The 16,686-nt window shown below is 35.0% G+C and carries 21 protein-coding genes; 12 read left to right on the top strand and 9 right to left on the bottom strand.

Going from position 1 to position 16,686, the window contains the following annotated elements:
- Nucleotides 1-88: 88 nt before the first annotated feature.
- From AEQU1_RS10845 to AEQU1_RS10830, 4 genes are all read left to right on the top strand, one after another.
- Nucleotides 89-394, top strand: a complete 306-nt coding sequence (locus AEQU1_RS10845; protein WP_111881064.1) for a hypothetical protein — start codon at nt 89-91, stop codon at nt 392-394.
- A gap of 102 nt (nt 395-496) precedes the next feature.
- The gene (locus AEQU1_RS10840; protein ID WP_111881062.1) at nt 497-703 is read left to right on the top strand and encodes a DUF2892 domain-containing protein; all 207 of its coding nucleotides are present in this window, start codon (nt 497-499) and stop codon (nt 701-703) included.
- Between the two features lie 165 nt (nt 704-868).
- Nucleotides 869-1,168 (top strand): ribosome hibernation-promoting factor, HPF/YfiA family, encoded by a 300-nt coding sequence (gene hpf / locus AEQU1_RS10835; RefSeq protein WP_111881061.1) that lies wholly within the window; start codon nt 869-871, stop codon nt 1,166-1,168.
- Between the two features lie 10 nt (nt 1,169-1,178).
- Nucleotides 1,179-2,015, top strand: coding sequence for a universal stress protein (locus AEQU1_RS10830; protein ID WP_111881059.1), 837 nt, complete (start codon nt 1,179-1,181; stop codon nt 2,013-2,015).
- Nucleotides 2,016-2,085: 70 nt separating this feature from the next.
- Here the strand turns inward: AEQU1_RS10830 and deoD are convergent, their stop codons facing one another.
- The 5 genes from deoD to AEQU1_RS10805 form a co-directional block, all read right to left on the bottom strand.
- On the bottom strand, nt 2,086-2,787 hold the full coding sequence (gene deoD, locus AEQU1_RS10825) for a purine-nucleoside phosphorylase (protein WP_111881058.1): 702 nt from the start codon (nt 2,785-2,787) through the stop codon (nt 2,086-2,088).
- A 9-nt stretch (nt 2,788-2,796) separates the two neighbouring features.
- Entirely contained in the window at nt 2,797-3,441 is a 645-nt protein-coding gene (deoC, locus tag AEQU1_RS10820; protein WP_111881056.1) for a deoxyribose-phosphate aldolase, read from the bottom strand.
- A complete protein-coding gene (gene trxA, locus AEQU1_RS10815) occupies nt 3,441-3,743 on the bottom strand; it encodes a thioredoxin (protein ID WP_111881408.1) in 303 nt (100 codons plus the stop codon). The genes deoC and trxA overlap by 1 nt, the downstream gene beginning before the upstream one ends.
- A 10-nt stretch (nt 3,744-3,753) precedes the next feature.
- Entirely contained in the window at nt 3,754-4,620 is an 867-nt protein-coding gene (locus AEQU1_RS10810) for an RsiV family protein (RefSeq protein ID WP_181566755.1), read from the bottom strand.
- 74 nt (nt 4,621-4,694) lie between these two features.
- Entirely contained in the window at nt 4,695-5,099 is a 405-nt protein-coding gene (locus AEQU1_RS10805; RefSeq protein WP_111881053.1) for a hypothetical protein, read from the bottom strand.
- Nucleotides 5,100-5,210: 111 nt separating this feature from the next.
- Between AEQU1_RS10805 and AEQU1_RS10800 the strand changes: the two genes are divergently transcribed.
- The 3 genes from AEQU1_RS10800 (at nt 5,211) to AEQU1_RS10790 (ending at nt 8,445) form a co-directional block, all read left to right on the top strand.
- Nucleotides 5,211-6,446 (top strand): sensor histidine kinase KdpD, encoded by a 1,236-nt coding sequence (locus AEQU1_RS10800; protein ID WP_111881051.1) that lies wholly within the window; start codon nt 5,211-5,213, stop codon nt 6,444-6,446.
- A gap of 1 nt (nt 6,447) precedes the next feature.
- Nucleotides 6,448-7,494, top strand: coding sequence for a response regulator (locus AEQU1_RS10795; protein ID WP_111881049.1), 1,047 nt, complete (start codon nt 6,448-6,450; stop codon nt 7,492-7,494).
- Nucleotides 7,495-7,599: 105 nt separating this feature from the next.
- The gene (locus tag AEQU1_RS10790) at nt 7,600-8,445 is read left to right on the top strand and encodes a universal stress protein (protein WP_111881048.1); all 846 of its coding nucleotides are present in this window, start codon (nt 7,600-7,602) and stop codon (nt 8,443-8,445) included.
- Between the two features lie 47 nt (nt 8,446-8,492).
- On the opposite strand, the gene AEQU1_RS10785 is transcribed toward AEQU1_RS10790, so the two are convergent.
- Entirely contained in the window at nt 8,493-8,726 is a 234-nt protein-coding gene (locus AEQU1_RS10785; protein WP_111881046.1) for a hypothetical protein, read from the bottom strand.
- 142 nt (nt 8,727-8,868) lie between these two features.
- Here AEQU1_RS10785 and AEQU1_RS10780 point away from each other — a divergent pair, with 142 nt between their 5' ends.
- From AEQU1_RS10780 to AEQU1_RS10760, 5 genes are read left to right on the top strand one after another with little or no spacing between them, the layout of a single operon-like run.
- Nucleotides 8,869-9,714, top strand: coding sequence for a universal stress protein (locus AEQU1_RS10780; RefSeq protein WP_111881045.1), 846 nt, complete (start codon nt 8,869-8,871; stop codon nt 9,712-9,714).
- Between the two features lie 20 nt (nt 9,715-9,734).
- Nucleotides 9,735-10,583, top strand: a complete 849-nt coding sequence (locus tag AEQU1_RS10775; RefSeq protein WP_111881043.1) for a universal stress protein — start codon at nt 9,735-9,737, stop codon at nt 10,581-10,583.
- Between the two features lie 41 nt (nt 10,584-10,624).
- Nucleotides 10,625-11,479 (top strand): universal stress protein, encoded by an 855-nt coding sequence (locus AEQU1_RS10770; protein WP_258455280.1) that lies wholly within the window; start codon nt 10,625-10,627, stop codon nt 11,477-11,479.
- Nucleotides 11,480-11,483: 4 nt separating this feature from the next.
- Complete coding sequence (locus AEQU1_RS10765; protein WP_111881042.1) at nt 11,484-12,332, top strand: ATP cone domain-containing protein; 849 nt, start codon at nt 11,484-11,486, stop codon at nt 12,330-12,332.
- Between the two features lies 1 nt (nt 12,333).
- Nucleotides 12,334-13,704 (top strand): MBL fold metallo-hydrolase RNA specificity domain-containing protein, encoded by a 1,371-nt coding sequence (locus AEQU1_RS10760; protein ID WP_111881040.1) that lies wholly within the window; start codon nt 12,334-12,336, stop codon nt 13,702-13,704.
- Here AEQU1_RS10760 and AEQU1_RS10755 read toward each other — a convergent pair.
- Genes AEQU1_RS10755 through AEQU1_RS10745 form a run of 3 tightly spaced genes read right to left on the bottom strand, consistent with a single transcriptional unit; the run spans nt 13,701 to nt 16,677 of the window.
- On the bottom strand, nt 13,701-14,450 hold the full coding sequence (locus tag AEQU1_RS10755) for a TIGR00730 family Rossman fold protein (protein WP_111881039.1): 750 nt from the start codon (nt 14,448-14,450) through the stop codon (nt 13,701-13,703). The two genes, AEQU1_RS10760 and AEQU1_RS10755, sit on opposite strands and share 4 nt — an antisense overlap.
- Nucleotides 14,450-15,571, bottom strand: a complete 1,122-nt coding sequence (locus AEQU1_RS10750; protein ID WP_111881037.1) for an ABC transporter permease — start codon at nt 15,569-15,571, stop codon at nt 14,450-14,452. The genes AEQU1_RS10755 and AEQU1_RS10750 overlap by 1 nt, the downstream gene beginning before the upstream one ends.
- Nucleotides 15,571-16,677 carry an ABC transporter permease gene (locus tag AEQU1_RS10745; protein WP_111881035.1) on the bottom strand — a complete coding sequence of 369 codons (1,107 nt, stop codon included), beginning with the start codon at nt 16,675-16,677 and terminating at the stop codon, nt 15,571-15,573. The genes AEQU1_RS10750 and AEQU1_RS10745 overlap by 1 nt, the downstream gene beginning before the upstream one ends.
- Nucleotides 16,678-16,686: the final 9 nt, after the last annotated feature.

Here is a 16,686-nt window from a genome sequence, read left to right as displayed (position 1 = left end):
AATGTGTTTGATTGTTCGCTACTTAATTTTGAATTCTTAGGAATAAATATTAGCAAAATAATAATAATAGACCATAAATAATAAACCTATGAAACTACTAATTGTAACCGTTGTAGACCAATTTCAGAAAGAGGTGCTACAACTTTTCAAGAAAGCAAATATTGAGAGCTATAGTGGCTCCGATATTGAGGGCTATAAAAACGCGTCCTCTTTTATGATGAATTCCAGTTGGTTTCCATCGGAAAAGGGTGGAGCACAGAGCAGTATGTTTTTCTCTTTCACTGAAGAAGAAAAGATTGATTCGTTTTTCAGCTTAGTAACTCAGTTCAATAAAACTTTGGAAACTAATAACCCTATTCATGCGGTTGTAGTGCCCATAGAAAGAAGTATATAAAACATCTTCCCGACTCCCCAAAGGTGCGTAATTACGTTCCTCCTCCTTTGGAGGGGTTCTGGGAGGAAGGCCTATAAATATTAAACTTTAAATTTTAATACTATGATTAACAGATATATTAGAGCAATTGCTGGAACTTTTATTTTGATCAGTCTTATTTTGGCTATTTACGTAAATGTAAACTGGTTGTGGTTCACCGCTTTTGTAGGTGTAAATTTGCTGCAATCATCATTTACAAAATGGTGTTTGATGGAAAAAATCCTTAAAAAGCTTGGCATAAAAGATGAAAAGGAGAATTGCTGTACCTAGTTTATTCTCTTAAATAACTTTATTATGAAAATCCTGTTGGCGCAAAAAATTGAGCAACAGGATTTTTTAGTTTATGGCAACAAACAAATCAAAATATGACTTTGGTCATTTTAAAAATGCCTAATAGGGAATATATTTGAAGAATATAAACCAATTAAGAGTATCATGACTATAAATATCCAATACGTGAAAATGCCTACCAGCGAGGCAATGAACGAATATGTAGTAAAGAAACTTCAAAAACTTGCCGAAAAATATGAATGGCTTATAAGAGCTGAAGTAAGTTTTAAACTAGAAAATAACGTTTATGGCAAAGGCAATATTTGTGAAATGGAACTGAGCCTTCCGGGACCCAAAATTTTTGCTACTTCCAAAGAAGCAACTTTTGAAGCGGCCGCAAAAGAAACAATTTCAGATCTCGAAAAGCAACTTAAGAAACGCAAAGCAAAATTCACAACACATTAAACCAATCAACATGAAAAAAATAATAGTACCGGTAGATTTTTCCCAACATTCCGAATATGCAATGGAAGTGGCAGCAAGCATTGCCAAAAAACAAAATGCCGAAATAGTTGCAGTACATATGATGGGTTTAAGCGAAGCAGTTGTAACGCGCGATGAAAGCAAAGAGGTTTTTGAGGCAATGTTTTATATGAAACTGGCCGAAAAGCGTTTTGCGGAATTTCTAGACAAAGATTATTTAGAAGGAATTAAAATTACTGAAGCCGTTCACAACTATAAAAATTTTAGCGAGTTGAATGACTTGGCAAGTGAATTTAAGGCAGATTTAATTGTAATGGGTTCTCATGGAAGCTCAGGTCTGAAAGAAGTTTTTGTAGGCAGCAATACCGAAAAAGTTGTTCGTACTTCTGAAATTCCAGTGCTTGTTATTAAACACCACTCAGATAATTTTAACCCCCAAACAGGACTTTTTGCGTGCGATTTCTTGGAAAAATCTATCGGTTCTTACAATCGAGCCAAGAAAATGTTCGAAGTCTTAGGAATAAAAATGGAGTTGCTATATGTGAATTTGCCCGGCGAATTCAGAAGCACCCGTGAAATTGAAAAACGAATTCTTAGCTTTTTGAAGCAGGTAGGAGAACCAAATTCATTAGAAATTTTAAACAAGGTGATTCAATATAATGAATATTCTGTTGAAGCAGGAATATTTGGTTATAGTCAAGTAAGCAATGCCGATATAATAGCCTTACCCACACAGGGACGACAAGGTTTAGCTCATTTTTTCTCCGGAAGTATTGGTGAAGATGTGGTAAACCATTCAGATTTACCGGTGATGACTTTCAAGATTTAGTTAATTGCTATCGACAACAATTAACAACAAAAGCAGGAGTTTCAATTTTGAACTCCTGCTTTTTTATTTTTTATATAAGTGTATTAAGAGCGATCTCGATCATTTTTGCAAAGCTACCTTCGCGCTCATCTGCGGAAATGCTTTCACCTGTTAGCAGAGAATCAGAAATGGTCAAAATGGCCAAGGCTTTCACATTAAATTTTGCCGCAATAGTGTAAAGCCCCGCGGCTTCCATTTCAACACAAAGCACGCCAAAATCTGCCCATTTTTTATAATTGTTGAAGTCATCCTCATAAAACTGATCGCTCGAGAGTACGTTACCTGCTTTTATAGAAATACTGTTTTTCTTTGCATAAAGAGCGGCTTTCATAAGCAAATCAAAATCTGCAGTAGGAGAGTAGTCGCAATTTATAAAGCGGGTATTATTAATTCCCGAGGTTGATGAAGCAGCCATTGCTATCACAATATCGCGAAGCTTGATGTCTTTTTGATAGCTTCCAGCTGAACCAACCCGAATTAGGTTTTTAACGCCGTAATCATTAATAAGTTCGTGACAATAAATTAAAGCTGAAGGGATGCCCATTCCAGTGCCCTGTACTGAAATTTTCTTTCCTTGAAAAGTTCCTGTATAGCCAAACATGCCGCGAATATCATTATAACATTTTGCATCTTCAAGAAAAGTTTCAGCAATCCATTTGGCACGCATTGGATCTCCGGGAAGAAGAACCGATTCTGCGATTTCTCCAGGTTTGGCTTCAATATGTGTACTCATCTGTGTTTTTTAGTTGGGTGAAACAATTGCTATTCCTGAAGATGTGCCTATTCTACTAATGCCCATTGCAATATATTTTTTAGCAGTTTCAGCATCTTTTATTCCACCTGATGCTTTTATTTTTAATGTGTTACCAACTTCTTCAACCATAATTTTTATAGCGTGTTCAGTTGCTCCGCCCGTTCCGAATCCTGTAGAAGTTTTTACGTAATCGGCACCAGCCTTTTTGGCTATTTGGCATGCCATTCTTATTTCATCATCATTTAAATAGCACGTTTCCAAGATTACTTTTAAGATTCGGGTGCCAATTGCTTCTTTAACGGCTGAAATTTCTTCACGAACTGATGTGTGTAATTTTGCTTTCAACAGTCCTATATTCAACACCATGTCTATTTCATCAGCCCCATCTTTTATGCATTGTTCCGCTTCGCATACTTTAGTGTGACAACTATTTGCTCCCAATGGGAAACCAACTACGGCGGCAACTTTTATATTGCTTTCTTTTAATTCATTTGAAGCTAAAAAAACATAACAACTATTTACACAAACTGCATAAAATTGATATCTCTTTGCTTCGTTGCAAAGATTAAGAATGTCTTGAGGTGTAGCGGTAGCTTTTAATAATGTATGGTCAATATAATGGTTGAGATCCATTAATTTTTATGTTGATTGATGATATTTACCAAATCATTTTTCTGCAAAACCCCGCTTTGACGCCAAAGTTGCTTTCCATTTTTGAAGAGAATCATCGTGGGCACACCGCGCACTTGAAATTCTGCAGCTAGTGGTTGGTTTTTGTCGACGTCTATTTTTACAATTTTCACACCGTCTCCCAGTTCATCCTTTACTTGTTTTAGTATTGGCGCAAGCATTTTGCACGGGCCACACCAATCTGCAAAGAAGTCGACTAATACGGGAGTTTCAGAATTTATTATGTCTTTGAAGTTACTTTTCATGATATCAGGTTTAACCAAGTAAGGGATTCTTTTTGTAATTTCTTAAAACGGGCATCAACATTTTCAGTGGAATTTGGATTGAATAGGTTCCTGTGTAGGACGGACAGATAACGCAATCATCAAAATAGAATTCAACCACATCGTCATTGATTACAAAATTGTTTTTTGCATTAAAAAAGTCATCTGCTGAAATTGCCCAACAGTCATAATACATTTCTCCGGAATTGATTTTTTCTTTTAAAAGATCATTCAAAATTCCACGAAGCTCTTCTTCGGAGCCATTATTAAAAATATCTTCATACTCCATAAAAGTTGCACTTACTAAATCAAAATTTAGGCAATCAAACGTATAGGAGGCATGCGCTGCGCCAGTATAGTAGTTTTCTTTGTAAAAAAGCACACTTATAAGTCTATCGTTGAGGTTGTAAATTTTATAATCAACGAGGCGTTTTTCATCTTGTTTAGGACATCCCAGCGAATCACAAAGACGTTTTTCTTCTAAAATTTCTTTTTCAACGCCTTTGGCATTCAGATAAGACTTGGTAATGTATTCGTTGAAATTTTCAAATTGAGGTTTGATTTTTTCGTTGAGGTATGGATATTTAAAATCGATTGTGTACCAATCTCCTTCCTTAACGAATGATTTTGAGATAAGCAGCTTTTCAAGTTCTTCTTTAGAATCTTTTTTCTCTATGAGTTCCTGACGTTTTATGGTTAGGGTTTTTTGCTGTTGTTCTAAATTTTTGTCTGAAACCCGCAAGGAATCTACAATTTCTTCTAAATAGGTATCGGTGTCAATTTTAAATTCCTCTTTTTTTTGGTCGTTTTTACAACCCAACAAAACGAATAAAATAAGTATTGGTAGAAGAATTCTCATAGTTATGGGCATTTTAATTTATAAAATTAGGCAAACAATTTTAAGTAGAGAAGCTTTAATGTTTTTAAACCAATTTAATCTTTAAAAAGAATTTTCAATTTTGCGAGCATTATAATTTCATTTTTGTTTTTATCTGAAAATGAGCTCGCTATCGCGTTTGCGGTTTTCCAAATAAGTTGCTTTCGTTCTTTGGTGAAAAGTTGGGGGTATTCTTTGTTATAATCGGCAAAACTCTCGAAACAATCGTTGGCGTCCAACTGCTCATAATCAAACCAATCAAAAACCACTTCAATCTGTTGAGCGGCATCGGTATGGAATGGATCCTCATAATCTTCCAGATTTTTCCACTGGTCTAAAACAATATTTTTCAATGCTTCATACTCTTCCTTCCGCACTACTTTATCGGCCGCAGCAATGGAATAAAAAAGCTCTCCCATTTTTTGGTAAAATAGTAGTTGCGGTTTATCTGCGGCTCCCATAATTGTTTGTTTATTTTAGTTTTTAATGGTGTAAAGCTAAATTGTTTTTATCCCAAATTTTATGACATTAATCAGTTAACAAAAACTGTTTAAAATCCTTACTTTTGAAGTATGAAGGTTTTTAAGGAAGAAAAGCACAATATTTTCAAAATTCTTTCCGAAGCAATTTCGGAAGGTATTGTAATTGTAAATCAAAATCAGGAAGTTGTTACTTCCAATGATGCGGCAGATAAAATGTTTGGCTATAATCGGGAGGAACTATTAGGCCAAAACCTGAGTATACTGATACCTAAAAATTACAGAGAAAACCATCACCATCAAGTTGACGAATTTTTGGAAAAAAGCGACCCTCGTCAAATGGGTCACGGACGCGATCTGTATGGACAACGCAAAGATGGTAGTGTATTTCCCGTAGAGGCAGGATTAAATCCTTTTGATATTTATGGCAGCAAATATGTAATGGCTTTGGTAACGGACATTTCGGTGCGAAAAAATCAGGAACTGGAAATAATTGAGCTTAACTTATCGTTGGAGCAAAAAATTGATGAACGCACTAAAGAGCTTAAAAAATCTATTGAAATATTAAGGGAAGAGGTAGCAAAACGCAAGGAAGCGGAACATAAAATGAAGGAGTCGCTTCGGAAGGAGCGTGAGCTTAATGAGTTGAAGACTAAATTTTTATCACTTGTTTCCCATGAATTTAAAACCCCATTAAGTGGTATTTTAACCTCTGCCATACTGGTGGGTAAATATACTGAAACAGACCAGCAGGATAAAAGAGAAAAGCATTTAAAAACTATTCAAAGCAAGGTAAAGTACTTGAATAATATTCTAAATGATTTTCTTTCCATTGAACGTTTAGAATCTGGTAAAGCCAACTATAAGTTTGACACGGTGCCATTAAGTAAAGTTGTTAATGAGGTAATTTACAATTCCAATATGCTTTTAAAAGATGGGCAAAAAATTAACTATCCCATTAATATTGACGACATTACCATAAATTTTGATGAAAAAATCTTAGAGCTTTCACTCACAAACTTGATAAATAATGCCATAAAATATTCGCCAGAATATACAATTATTGATGTCGTGGTAACTGCAAAGAAGGATACGGTTGAGATAAAAATTATAGACGAAGGAATGGGTATTCCACAGAAAGAACAGAAATTTATTTTTAATAGATATTTTCGGGCCGAGAACGCACTTTTGGATCAAGGAACTGGTATCGGTCTTAATATTGTTAAGAGCCATTTGGAAAATCTAGGTGGTACAATAAAATTTGAAAGTGAAGAAGGTAAGGGTAGCACGTTTACAATTTCTTTTCCAACAAAAAATAATTTAGAATAGAATGAAGACAATACTTCTCATAGAAGATGATAGTGCATTAAGAGAAAACACAGCCGAGCTTTTAGAACTTTCTGGTTTCAAGGTTTTTACAGCGCCAAACGGCAAAATTGGCATCGAAAAAGCTAAAAAAGAAGAGCCAAATATTATTATTTGCGATATAATGATGCCAGAAGTTGATGGTTATGGTGTTTTGGAAGCAGTAGCATCTGAAGAAAAAACCAAGCATATCCCTTTTATTTTCCTTTCAGCAAAAACAGAACACAAGGAAATACGGAAAGGGATGGATATGGGTGCAGATGATTATCTAACCAAACCGTTTGAAGAGCAGGAATTGCTTAGTGCCGTGGAAAGCCGTTTGGCAAAAGCAAGCATTATGGCGATGCGCAAAAGCAGCGATGAAGCCTACGAAGAAGATGATAACCTCCAAAATCTGAATCAATTAAAAAACTATTTTTGTGATGAAGGTCAGGTAGCTAATTATAAAAAGGGAGAAACAATCTTTCGAAGAGGTGACCACTCCAATAGTATGTTTCTTATTTTGAAAGGTGTGGTTAAAACGCACACGATGGATGCCAATGCCAAAGAGCTTATTACAGGGCTTTACAAAGCAGATGATTTTTTAGGCTTCACTTCTTTTGAAGATAATATTCCTTATAATGAAACAGCAACAACGGTTGAAGACACTGAAATTGTTGGTGTTTCAAAAAAATATGTGAAAGATATTTTGAAAAAGAGCCAAGATGTTTCATTGGAATTGGTAAACCTTCTCACAGATAATCTTTCGGAAATAAAATTACAATTACTTAAAATGGCTTACAGTTCAGTTCGAAAAAAAACGGCAGCAACCATTCTTCAGTTTGTAGATATAATGAGTAAAAAACCGGGTGCACCTTTAAGAATTTCCCGAAACGATTTAGCCACCACCGCTGGTATAGCTACTGAAAGCTTAATCAGAACTCTTTCCGATTTTAAGAAAGACGGTATTATAGAAATAGAAGGACGAGATATTCATATTATAAATTTGGAAAGTTTACGGGAAATTGAATAATTAAAAAACTTAGCAAAGTTTTTTAAAATATTTTTCTTATAACTGACCTTTATCATTTTCTGGACCGATACTTAGAGATAATTTTGTCGGTAAGATTATGATATAATGATGAATATTTTAATTCCGACAGATTTTTCCGAAAATGCACACAACGCTATTCGGTATGCACTGGACTATTTTGCTGCTATTCCAGTAAATTTCTATATTCTGCATATATCACAGAAAAGTTCAGATTTCAACACTCATGAGGAGGAAGCAGATGGATTTTTTGATCAGCTAGAAAGTAAGCAGGTAATCCAAAACACGTTAGGAATGCTGCAGGAAGAAATTAAAACCTGTAAACTCTTAGCGAAAAATGCTGAACATTCTTTCTTTCCTCTTTTTGAAAACGGACTTTTGGTTGAAGCAATTAGAAAACATGTTGAAGAAAAAGAAATTAATTATATCCTAATGGGTACCAAAGGTGCTTCGAAAATTAACCGCAATAAAATAGGTAGCAATTCAAGTGATGTAATCACTAAAGTTAAATGTTCCATATTAATAATTCCCGAAAATGCAAGATTTAATAAGATAAAAAATATTGCTTTTTTGACTGATTATAACTACATATACCGAAACAAAGTTATCAACGCACTTTCACAATCATTGCAATTGCAGGAAGCCGCCCTTAGAGTATTGCACATACGTTCCCAAAAGAGTGAACTTACCGTATCACAAACCGATAACAAAGGATTTTTGCATTATTTTTTTAGAGAAACCAAACACAGTTTTCATTTTTTGGAAAATAAAAATATTGAAACAGGAATTCAGGATTTTGTTGATACTTGGGAAATAGATATGATTGCCATTGTGGCCAAAAATTTAAACTTGATTCAGAGACTACTTTTTAAACCAATTATCAATTCTATAAACTACCAAAGCGAAGTCCCTTTTTTAATTCTTCACGAGTAGTTTTAATACCCACAACAGATTGAATATTTTATTTTAAAAAAATATTTTTAACGAAACTGTCCCTCCCGGTCATACGGGCAATCCTCATAAAAATCCTCAAAAGTCTTGTTAGTGGTGTAAGAGTCTTTAAGAACTTTTAGTACTGAAAAAATCAATAAAACCTGCCCCAAAATTGTTAGGTAAAATACCCAGCTAAATGGAAAGTCCATCACTGCAAAAATGGTTATGGTTACAAGCAATAAAGTGGTTATTATAAGCGATGTAATTGCGGAAATTTTCATAAAATTTTTTACTTGAATTTACAAAATTTAAAATGTATTTATTCTTAACGATTACTTAAAAATCAGATGCTTAATTGATAATTATCATATTTATTTAATTTGTCGATTAGTATCTTTACGTATATATTTTAAATTATTAGCTATGCGAAAAATACTCATTCCCACAGATTTCTCTGAAAACTCATGGAATGCTATAAAGTATGCCACGGAACTTTTTAAATATGATCACGCTGAAATTTATATTCTGCACGCATTTGCCGATGAGGTGTACGAGGCTGAAACTAGAGTTACTGAAGAAATTTTCGATAAACTCAAGGAGAAAACACTGGAAAAAGCAAAAATTGAGCTAGAAAATTTTCGAAATCAAATTATTGAATTTTCGCCAAATCCCAAGCATGAAGTACACACTATGGCAGAATTCGGAATGTTGGTAGATTCTGTAAATGATTGGGTTGAAAAAGAAAATATAGATGTTGTGGTTATGGGGACCAAGGGGCAGACAGCAGATAAAAAACTGACGTTTGGCAGTAACACGCTTCAGGTTATTAAATACGTGAAATGTCCTGTGCTCGCCATTCCATCAGTTTATAAGGATGTACACCCTAAAAATATTTTGTTCTCAACAGATTTTCAGTTGCCATACAAACGGCGGGAATTAAAATTTGTGAGCTGTATAGCTAAATGTTTTGTTTCAAAAATGCACTTTCTTTATGTTTCCAAGTTTCCAGGATTGTCTTTGCGGCAGCAGGATAACAAAAACTTTCTAGAAGCATCTTTTTGTGAAAATCAAATTGACTTTAAACAAAAAAACGGCAGTAATGTTACAAAAGAAATTAACACTTTCCTTATTGAAAATCCCATAGATATGCTGGTTATGATAAATACACGTCATTCCTATTTGGAAAATATACTTTACCAATCAACTATCGAAAAAATAGGATTGAATATAGATATTCCGTTTTTAGTACTTCAAAATTTACCTAGATAAACTTTTTTAAAATCGTACAAATGAAAAAAATTCTTGTTCCTACTGATTTCTCAAAAAACGCTTATGCGGCTTTATTTTATGTTTCAAAACTATTTAGTGATGAAGCTTTGCAGATAACCATTCTCCATTCATTTGGAAATGAAGTTAGCACACTTACAAGTCGTGTAGATATTGGCCGTTCCGAGAATATTGTTGAAAAACTCTACAGTCATTCTGAAGAAGATGGAAAACAGTTGATTCATAAAATTAAATTAGATATGGGCAAGTTGCCCCATACATTCAACATAGTTTCTACACCCGCACAACTATCCCAAACTATCAATAAAATGATTGCTAATGATGGTTATGATCTTGTGGTGATGGGCACCAAAGGACGCACTGGTGCCGAAGAAGTGCTTATGGGAAGCACAACAATAAGTGTCACCAAAACAATAGAAGGCTGTCCATTGCTTATCGTGCCTCGCGAAGTTGATTTTGTAATTCCTGCAAAAATCGCTTTTGCTACAGATTATAATGAATTTTACCAACTCTCAAAACTGAAGCCTATTATTCGTTTAGTACGTCAGTATAATAGCCAGTTGCACTTGTTGCACATTGGAGATAAAAATACGTTAGAGCCAGCGCAGCAAAATAATCTTGAACAATTTAAAAATGACCTTTCGGAATATGATACCGAATTCCATTTCGTTTCAAAAGAAGGAAATATCTCAAAATCCATACATAATTTTATTAATGAAAATAATATAGATCTTCTTTCCTTGGTTTACCATAAACACGCTTTTATTAAACAACTCTTTCGAGAACCTGTCGTTAGTAGAGTAGGCAAGCACGCAAATAAGCCCACATTGGTTATACCAGTTAGATATTAAAAGATTTTATAACAATTGAATTATAATTTAAGAAAATCGAAATGATGAATAAAAGAATATTGATACCAACAGATTTTTCAAAAAATGCCTGGAACGCCCTCAAATATGCAATGGATCTTTACAAAAGAGAGAATATAGAATTCTTCATTATGCATACTTATTACCTTTCAGGATATTCAAAGGATAATCTTTTAAGTCCTGAACCCACTAAGAAAGAGCTGAACAATGTGCAGGAAGCTTCATTTAAAAATATGGAAAAGCTCAAAGTACAAATGGGTTTTTATGAAGAAAATGATAAGCATACCTTTAATTACATGAGTGAATTTGGTCCCTTTTTTGACGTAATGAAGAAAACAGTGGAAAAGCAGGACATAGAATTGATAATTTTAGGTACCCAAGGTGAAACCGCCAATCAATCTGCGATTCTGGGTAGTAATGCCGTAAATGCCATGGAGAAAATCAGGAATTGTCCTGTACTTGCCATTCCATCTAATGTTACGTTTAAGGATCCAAACGAGATTGTATTTCCCACCAGTTTCAGAACCCATTATAAAGAAAAAGAATTAGCGACTCTAGTTGAAATTTCACGCTGTACCAATGCCCCCATTCGTATACTACATATGCGAAAAGGCAAAGATTTGACAAAAGCACAGCTAGAAAATAAAGCACTATTGGAAGATATTTTGGATCCTGCCACATTTACCCATCACACACTATACAATGTGGATACGCAAAATGGCGTACGCTGTTTTGTGCAGAGCCGAGAAAGTGAGATGATCGCTATAGTTAATAAAAAACATAATTTCTTCGAAAGTATTTTTTCAAACCCGATGGTAAAAGAGTTAGGGATGCATACTAAAATACCATTACTGGCTATGCATGACTTAAGAAATTGATCGTATGGTGAAAAATTTTTCAAATATTGAAGTAATAAAACACTCTGGCCAAAAAACAAAATTTTCGATTGAAAAATTAAAAAATTCTTTACGTAAAAGTGGTGCGGAAGAATCGCTGGTTGAGGAAATTTCCAACAACGTGCGCGATGAACTTTACCAGGGCATTACTACCAAGGAGATTTATAATCGCGCCTTTGCGTTGCTCAAAAAAAAGAAAAACGCATTTGCGTCAAAATACAAACTGAAGAAGGCTATTTATGAACTTGGCCCCACTGGTTTTCCTTTTGAAAAATTTGTGGGCGCCTTGCTTTTTTATAGTGGTTTTAAAGTAGAAACAGGCCAGTTCCTGCATGGAAAATGCGTAACCCACGAAGTAGATGTTGTGGCGCACAAAAACGGACGGTATATAGTTGCAGAGTGCAAATTTCACAGTGATGAAGGCCGAAATTGCGATGTAAAAGTGCCATTGTATATTCACTCTAGATATCGAGATATATTAAATTTTTATAGCGAAAGTGATAATTCTGAAAAGCCAAACGAAGGCTGGGTAGTTACAAATACCAGGTTTTCAGAAGATGCTTTGAAATATGGTAAATGCAGTGCACTTTACCTTTTAAGTTGGGATTTCCCAAAGGGAGATGGTATAAAGGATCGCATAGATCGTTTAGGGCTTTATCCAATAACTGTTTCCACACTTTTGAGCCAAAGGGAAAAACAATTTCTGCTCAGTCGCGATGTTGTGCTCTGTAAACAATTGGTAAATGACGCTTTCTTTTTAGATCATTTAGGGATTTCAGAAAAACGTAAAGAGCGGATTTTAGTAGAAATTAAACTTTTATGTAAAAACGAATAAAATGCAAAAACTAAAAATCCATTTCCTCGGCGCAGCCGGAACCGTAACGGGTTCCAAATTTTTAATCGAAACCAGCGAAAAAAATATTTTAATAGACTGCGGCATGTTCCAAGGTCTAAAGGAACTACGCGAAAAAAATTGGGAATACTTACCAATAGAGGTTTCAGAGATAGATGTGGTTTTGCTCACTCACGGTCATTTGGATCATACAGGTTATTTACCGCGACTGGTAAAACAAGGGTTCCGCGGAAAAATTATAGGTACTGCACCAACGCTTGCAATTACAAAAATCATTTTATTGGACAGTGCCAAAATTCACGAGGAAGAAGCAGAAAAAGCCAATGAAGAAGGATATTCCAAACACAAACCTGCCGAACCATTTTATAGTGTGGAAGAAGCTGAGGTTACTTTGGGGTTTTTCCAAGCTGAAGAAAAAGACCAATGGATTCAACTTTCAGAAAATATAAAATATCGGTTTCGCTATAATGGGCACATTATTGGAGCCACTTTTATTGAGTTGGAGATTTTCGGAAAAACCTTTGTGTTTTCGGGAGATATTGGTCGGGAAGAAGATCTATTGCTTTTCCCGCCAGAAAAACCTGAGAAGGCCGACTATCTTTTTATGGAAAGTACGTATGGAAACAAACTTCATCCGCAGGAAAGTGTTTCAGATAAACTGGTGGAACTTATCAATAAAACCATTCACAACCGCGGCAATTTGATAATTCCTTCTTTTGCGGTAGAACGTTTACAGACATTGATGTTTCTTCTTTGGAAACTCTATAACGAAAAACGAATCCCCAACATCCCAATATTTATTGATAGCCCAATGGGCAACAATGTGCTTTCGGTATTTCAGAATTTTCCAGATTGGCACAAGTTGCCGATGAAGGATTTCAACGCGATGAACAACCGGATGAATATTATTACTTCCTATAAAGAAACCTGGGAAACCATAGACAATCCACAGCCAAAAGTAGTTATTGCGGGCAGCGGAATGGTCACCGGCGGAAGGGTTTTGACTTATCTGAAACAGCTAATTGACAAAACAAATACCACCGTTTTATTGGTGGGCTACCAAGCCGAAGGAACGCGTGGAAGACAACTTTTGGAAGGGGCTTATGAATTGAAATTCTTTGGAAAATATTATCCTGTGAAAGCTGAAATCCATCATATTGAAAGTCTTTCTGCACACGCTGACCAGCAAGGGTTATTAGATTGGACAAGTGATATAAAAAATGCTCCTGAAGAAGTATTCTTGATTCACGGAGAGCCTACGGCACAGGATGCATTTCGTGTAAAATTAAAAGATACTTATGGTTGGAATGTAACCATTCCGAAGTTGTATGACATTAAAGAAATTACGGTTTAAAACTTCCTTCGGTTTTCCCCGTACCACCATTTGGGTTGATATTGTTTTTTAACTAAACCAAACTTTTCAATGGCATTCACTTTTATGTGCTCCACAACTTCTTCGGCAGAATCTGTTACAAAAAGCAATTTCATATCCTCGGAACTAATACTTTCGTTGGCGGCCATTATTTTGATATGTTCACACAGTTCTTTGTGATATTCAGAATCGAAAATTACAATAGGAAAATTTTCTATTAGTTTTGTCTGTATTAAGGTAATTGCTTCAAATAGTTCGTCCAAAGTGCCCATTCCGCCAGGCATAACTACATAGGCATAAGAATATTTCATCATTAAAAATTTTCGAACAAAGAAATAGGGGATGTTTATCCATTTGTGCAGGTATGGGTTTGGCTTTTGTTCAAAGGGTAAAATAATATTTACGCCCACCGAATAACCACCGGCTTCAAAAGCACCTTTGTTTGCTGCTTCCATAATTCCTGGGCCACCTCCGGTCATTATAGTAAATCCTAATTTTGAAAGTTCTGCCCCAATTTTTTCAGCATTTTGGTAATGTTTGGAGTCGGGAGTAAATCTTGCCGAACCGAAAACGGTAACGCACGGCCCGATAAAGTGCATTTTCCGAAAGCCTTTTATAAAATTATACTGAACTTTCAGCGTAAAAATAAATTCCTTAAATCGGGAACGAGGGCCTTGCAGAAAGGGAGATTCACTTTTTTGTAGATGATATTTTTTATCGTTTTCCATCAATTTACTTTTTTATAGCTCCAAACGGCCAATCCATTCATTATAACGGCATATAACAACGTCTTCCAAAGTTGGGGTAAAATATCCATAAAACCGGAACCCTTCAATAATACCATACGCACTATCTCAACAAAATATTTTATGGGATTGAATTCGGTAACTAGTTGCGCCCATTTGGGCATACTTTCTATTGGCGTAAATAATCCGCTCATTAAGATAAAAATCACTGTAAAAAACCAAGCTATAAACATAGCCTGTTGCTGTGTATTGGTGAAATTTGAAATGAGCAATCCCATTCCTAGAATTACCAATAAATAAATGGAGGTAAATAAATACAACAACGCTAAACTCCCCAACATTGGAATATTGAAAATAACTTTTGCAAGTATTAATCCTACGGTTAATAGTCCCATTCCTATTATCCAAAACGGAAATAATTTTCCTATTATAAATTGGCTCTTGCGTATGGGCGTTACATTTATTTGTTCCAAAGTGCCTATTTCTTTTTCGCGAACAATGTTCATCCCAGAAAGAAAAAGGGTTATCATAGATACCAATAAAACTAGAATACCAGGTACCATAAAGGTTTTATAATTTAATGTGGTATTAAACCAAAAAGAAGGGATGCTTTCAATTGTTATGGGTTGTATAGCTTTTTTGGATGTGTTCATAATAGACATTTCCACATCTTTATTAAAGCTTTGTACAATTTGATTTACATAACCGCTTTCCACACCCGCTGCCGCACCGTCAATGGCATTAATTGTTATAGAAAGATCGGTAGTTTTATACTTCAGTAGATTTCGTTCAAAATGATTCGGTATTTCCAGCACTACATCAACTTCTCCGGCCAGCATTGCAGAACTAGCTTTATTTTGGGAAGGAAAATCGGTCATAACATTAAAATAGGTAGAGGCGTTAAACCGCTCTATCAATGCGCGGGAGGTTGAGGTGTGATCATAATCTATGTATGCAAATTTTATGTTTTTTACTTCATAAGTAGCGGCATTGGAAAGTATGACCAGTTGCAAAATGGGCAGGATAAAAATGATAGGCAACATCCCTTTATTTCTAAAGATTTGTTTGAACTCCTTTTGTATGATGTACCCAATGGTCTTCATTATTCCAGACGTATTTTATATTTTTTCACACTTAATCCAATAAAGAAAAGTGTCATCCCGATCAAGATTACGGTTTCCTTCCACACATAAGTCACTCCAACTCCTTTCAGCATAATGCCTTTTATAATGATGATAAACCATTTTGCGGGGATTATGTTACTGATTATTTGGAGTGGTATTGGCATACTCGATACTGGAAAGATAAATCCAGAAAGCAATATTACCGGTAGCATTAATCCCATCAAGGAAATCATCATTGCGGCCTGTTGAGTTTCTGCTATGGTTGAGATTAAAATACCCAACGCCAATGAAGTGATTATAAACAAAACACTTTCAGCGCCCAATAAAAATAGACTTCCCACTACAGGCATCTTAAATATAAAAATACTCAGAAGCACTATTACTGAGGCGTTGACGACCGATAGAAAAATGTACGGAACTACTTTCCCAATAATAACCTGAAAAGGTTTTAAAGGAGAAACCAATAAGATTTCCATTGTGCCCAATTCCTTTTCACGCGTGATAGAAATTGAAGTCATCATTGCCGATACCAACATTAGAATAATTGTCATCACTCCAGGCACGAACATAAAAACACCTTTTAGTTCCGGATTATAAACCATCCGTGTTTGAGGAACAATTTGATAATCTATTTGAATTCCTTTATTTTTTGATTGCTGATAGTTTTGAAGTATCGCATTGATATAATTGGTTATAGAATTTGCAGTATTCGGATCGGTTGCGTCCGTTATTATTTGAATAGTAGCTTTCTTTTCTTTGATTAGATTTTTGCTGAAATCTTTTTCAAAATTCAATACCGCCTTTATTTTTCCCTTTTTAAAAGCAGCTTCTATATCGGCTTCTCGAACAATGATTTGTTTTATTGTGAAGTATTTTGAAGCTGAAATTTTATTGATAATTTCTTCCGTAGTGGCATCTTTTGAGTGGTCTAAAATGGCGATATCTACATTATTGATTTCATTGGTAATAGCAAACCCGAAAAGCAATATTTGAGCGATAGGCATACCAAAAAGTATAAACAGTGATCGCTTATCTCTGAAGATATGGTAGAATTCTTTTTTTATAAAACCTATAAATCGTTTCATTACGTTAAT

It is taken from the genome of Aequorivita sp. CIP111184 (assembly GCF_900489465.1).
Taxonomy (GTDB): domain Bacteria; phylum Bacteroidota; class Bacteroidia; order Flavobacteriales; family Flavobacteriaceae; genus Aequorivita.
The sequence above is the reverse complement of the archived record's forward strand: the minus strand, read 5'-3'. Positions and strand labels throughout refer to the sequence as shown.

Excerpts from the sequence above, each read along its gene's own strand:
- AEQU1_RS10775 (WP_111881043.1), top strand. The coding sequence starts at position 9,735 with ATGAAAAAAATTCTTGTTCCTACTGATTTCTCAAAAAACGCTTATGCG.
- AEQU1_RS10795 (WP_111881049.1), top strand. The coding sequence starts at position 6,448 with ATGAAGACAATACTTCTCATAGAAGATGATAGTGCATTAAGAGAAAAC.
- AEQU1_RS10770 (WP_258455280.1), top strand. The coding sequence starts at position 10,625 with ATGATGAATAAAAGAATATTGATACCAACAGATTTTTCAAAAAATGCC.
- AEQU1_RS10800 (WP_111881051.1), top strand. The coding sequence starts at position 5,211 with ATGAAGGTTTTTAAGGAAGAAAAGCACAATATTTTCAAAATTCTTTCC.
- trxA (WP_111881408.1), bottom strand. The coding sequence starts at position 3,743 with ATGAAAAGTAACTTCAAAGACATAATAAATTCTGAAACTCCCGTATTA.
- AEQU1_RS10805 (WP_111881053.1), bottom strand. The coding sequence starts at position 5,099 with ATGGGAGCCGCAGATAAACCGCAACTACTATTTTACCAAAAAATGGGA.
- deoD (WP_111881058.1), bottom strand. The coding sequence starts at position 2,787 with ATGAGTACACATATTGAAGCCAAACCTGGAGAAATCGCAGAATCGGTT.
- AEQU1_RS10760 (WP_111881040.1), top strand. The coding sequence starts at position 12,334 with ATGCAAAAACTAAAAATCCATTTCCTCGGCGCAGCCGGAACCGTAACG.
- AEQU1_RS10745 (WP_111881035.1), bottom strand. The coding sequence starts at position 16,677 with ATGAAACGATTTATAGGTTTTATAAAAAAAGAATTCTACCATATCTTC.
- AEQU1_RS10750 (WP_111881037.1), bottom strand. The coding sequence starts at position 15,571 with ATGAAGACCATTGGGTACATCATACAAAAGGAGTTCAAACAAATCTTT.
- AEQU1_RS10845 (WP_111881064.1), top strand. The coding sequence starts at position 89 with ATGAAACTACTAATTGTAACCGTTGTAGACCAATTTCAGAAAGAGGTG.
- hpf (WP_111881061.1), top strand. The coding sequence starts at position 869 with ATGACTATAAATATCCAATACGTGAAAATGCCTACCAGCGAGGCAATG.
- AEQU1_RS10810 (WP_181566755.1), bottom strand. The coding sequence starts at position 4,620 with ATGAGAATTCTTCTACCAATACTTATTTTATTCGTTTTGTTGGGTTGT.
- AEQU1_RS10765 (WP_111881042.1), top strand. The coding sequence starts at position 11,484 with ATGGTGAAAAATTTTTCAAATATTGAAGTAATAAAACACTCTGGCCAA.
- AEQU1_RS10755 (WP_111881039.1), bottom strand. The coding sequence starts at position 14,450 with ATGGAAAACGATAAAAAATATCATCTACAAAAAAGTGAATCTCCCTTT.
- AEQU1_RS10790 (WP_111881048.1), top strand. The coding sequence starts at position 7,600 with ATGATGAATATTTTAATTCCGACAGATTTTTCCGAAAATGCACACAAC.
- deoC (WP_111881056.1), bottom strand. The coding sequence starts at position 3,441 with ATGGATCTCAACCATTATATTGACCATACATTATTAAAAGCTACCGCT.
- AEQU1_RS10780 (WP_111881045.1), top strand. The coding sequence starts at position 8,869 with ATGCGAAAAATACTCATTCCCACAGATTTCTCTGAAAACTCATGGAAT.
- AEQU1_RS10785 (WP_111881046.1), bottom strand. The coding sequence starts at position 8,726 with ATGAAAATTTCCGCAATTACATCGCTTATAATAACCACTTTATTGCTT.
- AEQU1_RS10830 (WP_111881059.1), top strand. The coding sequence starts at position 1,179 with ATGAAAAAAATAATAGTACCGGTAGATTTTTCCCAACATTCCGAATAT.
- AEQU1_RS10840 (WP_111881062.1), top strand. The coding sequence starts at position 497 with ATGATTAACAGATATATTAGAGCAATTGCTGGAACTTTTATTTTGATC.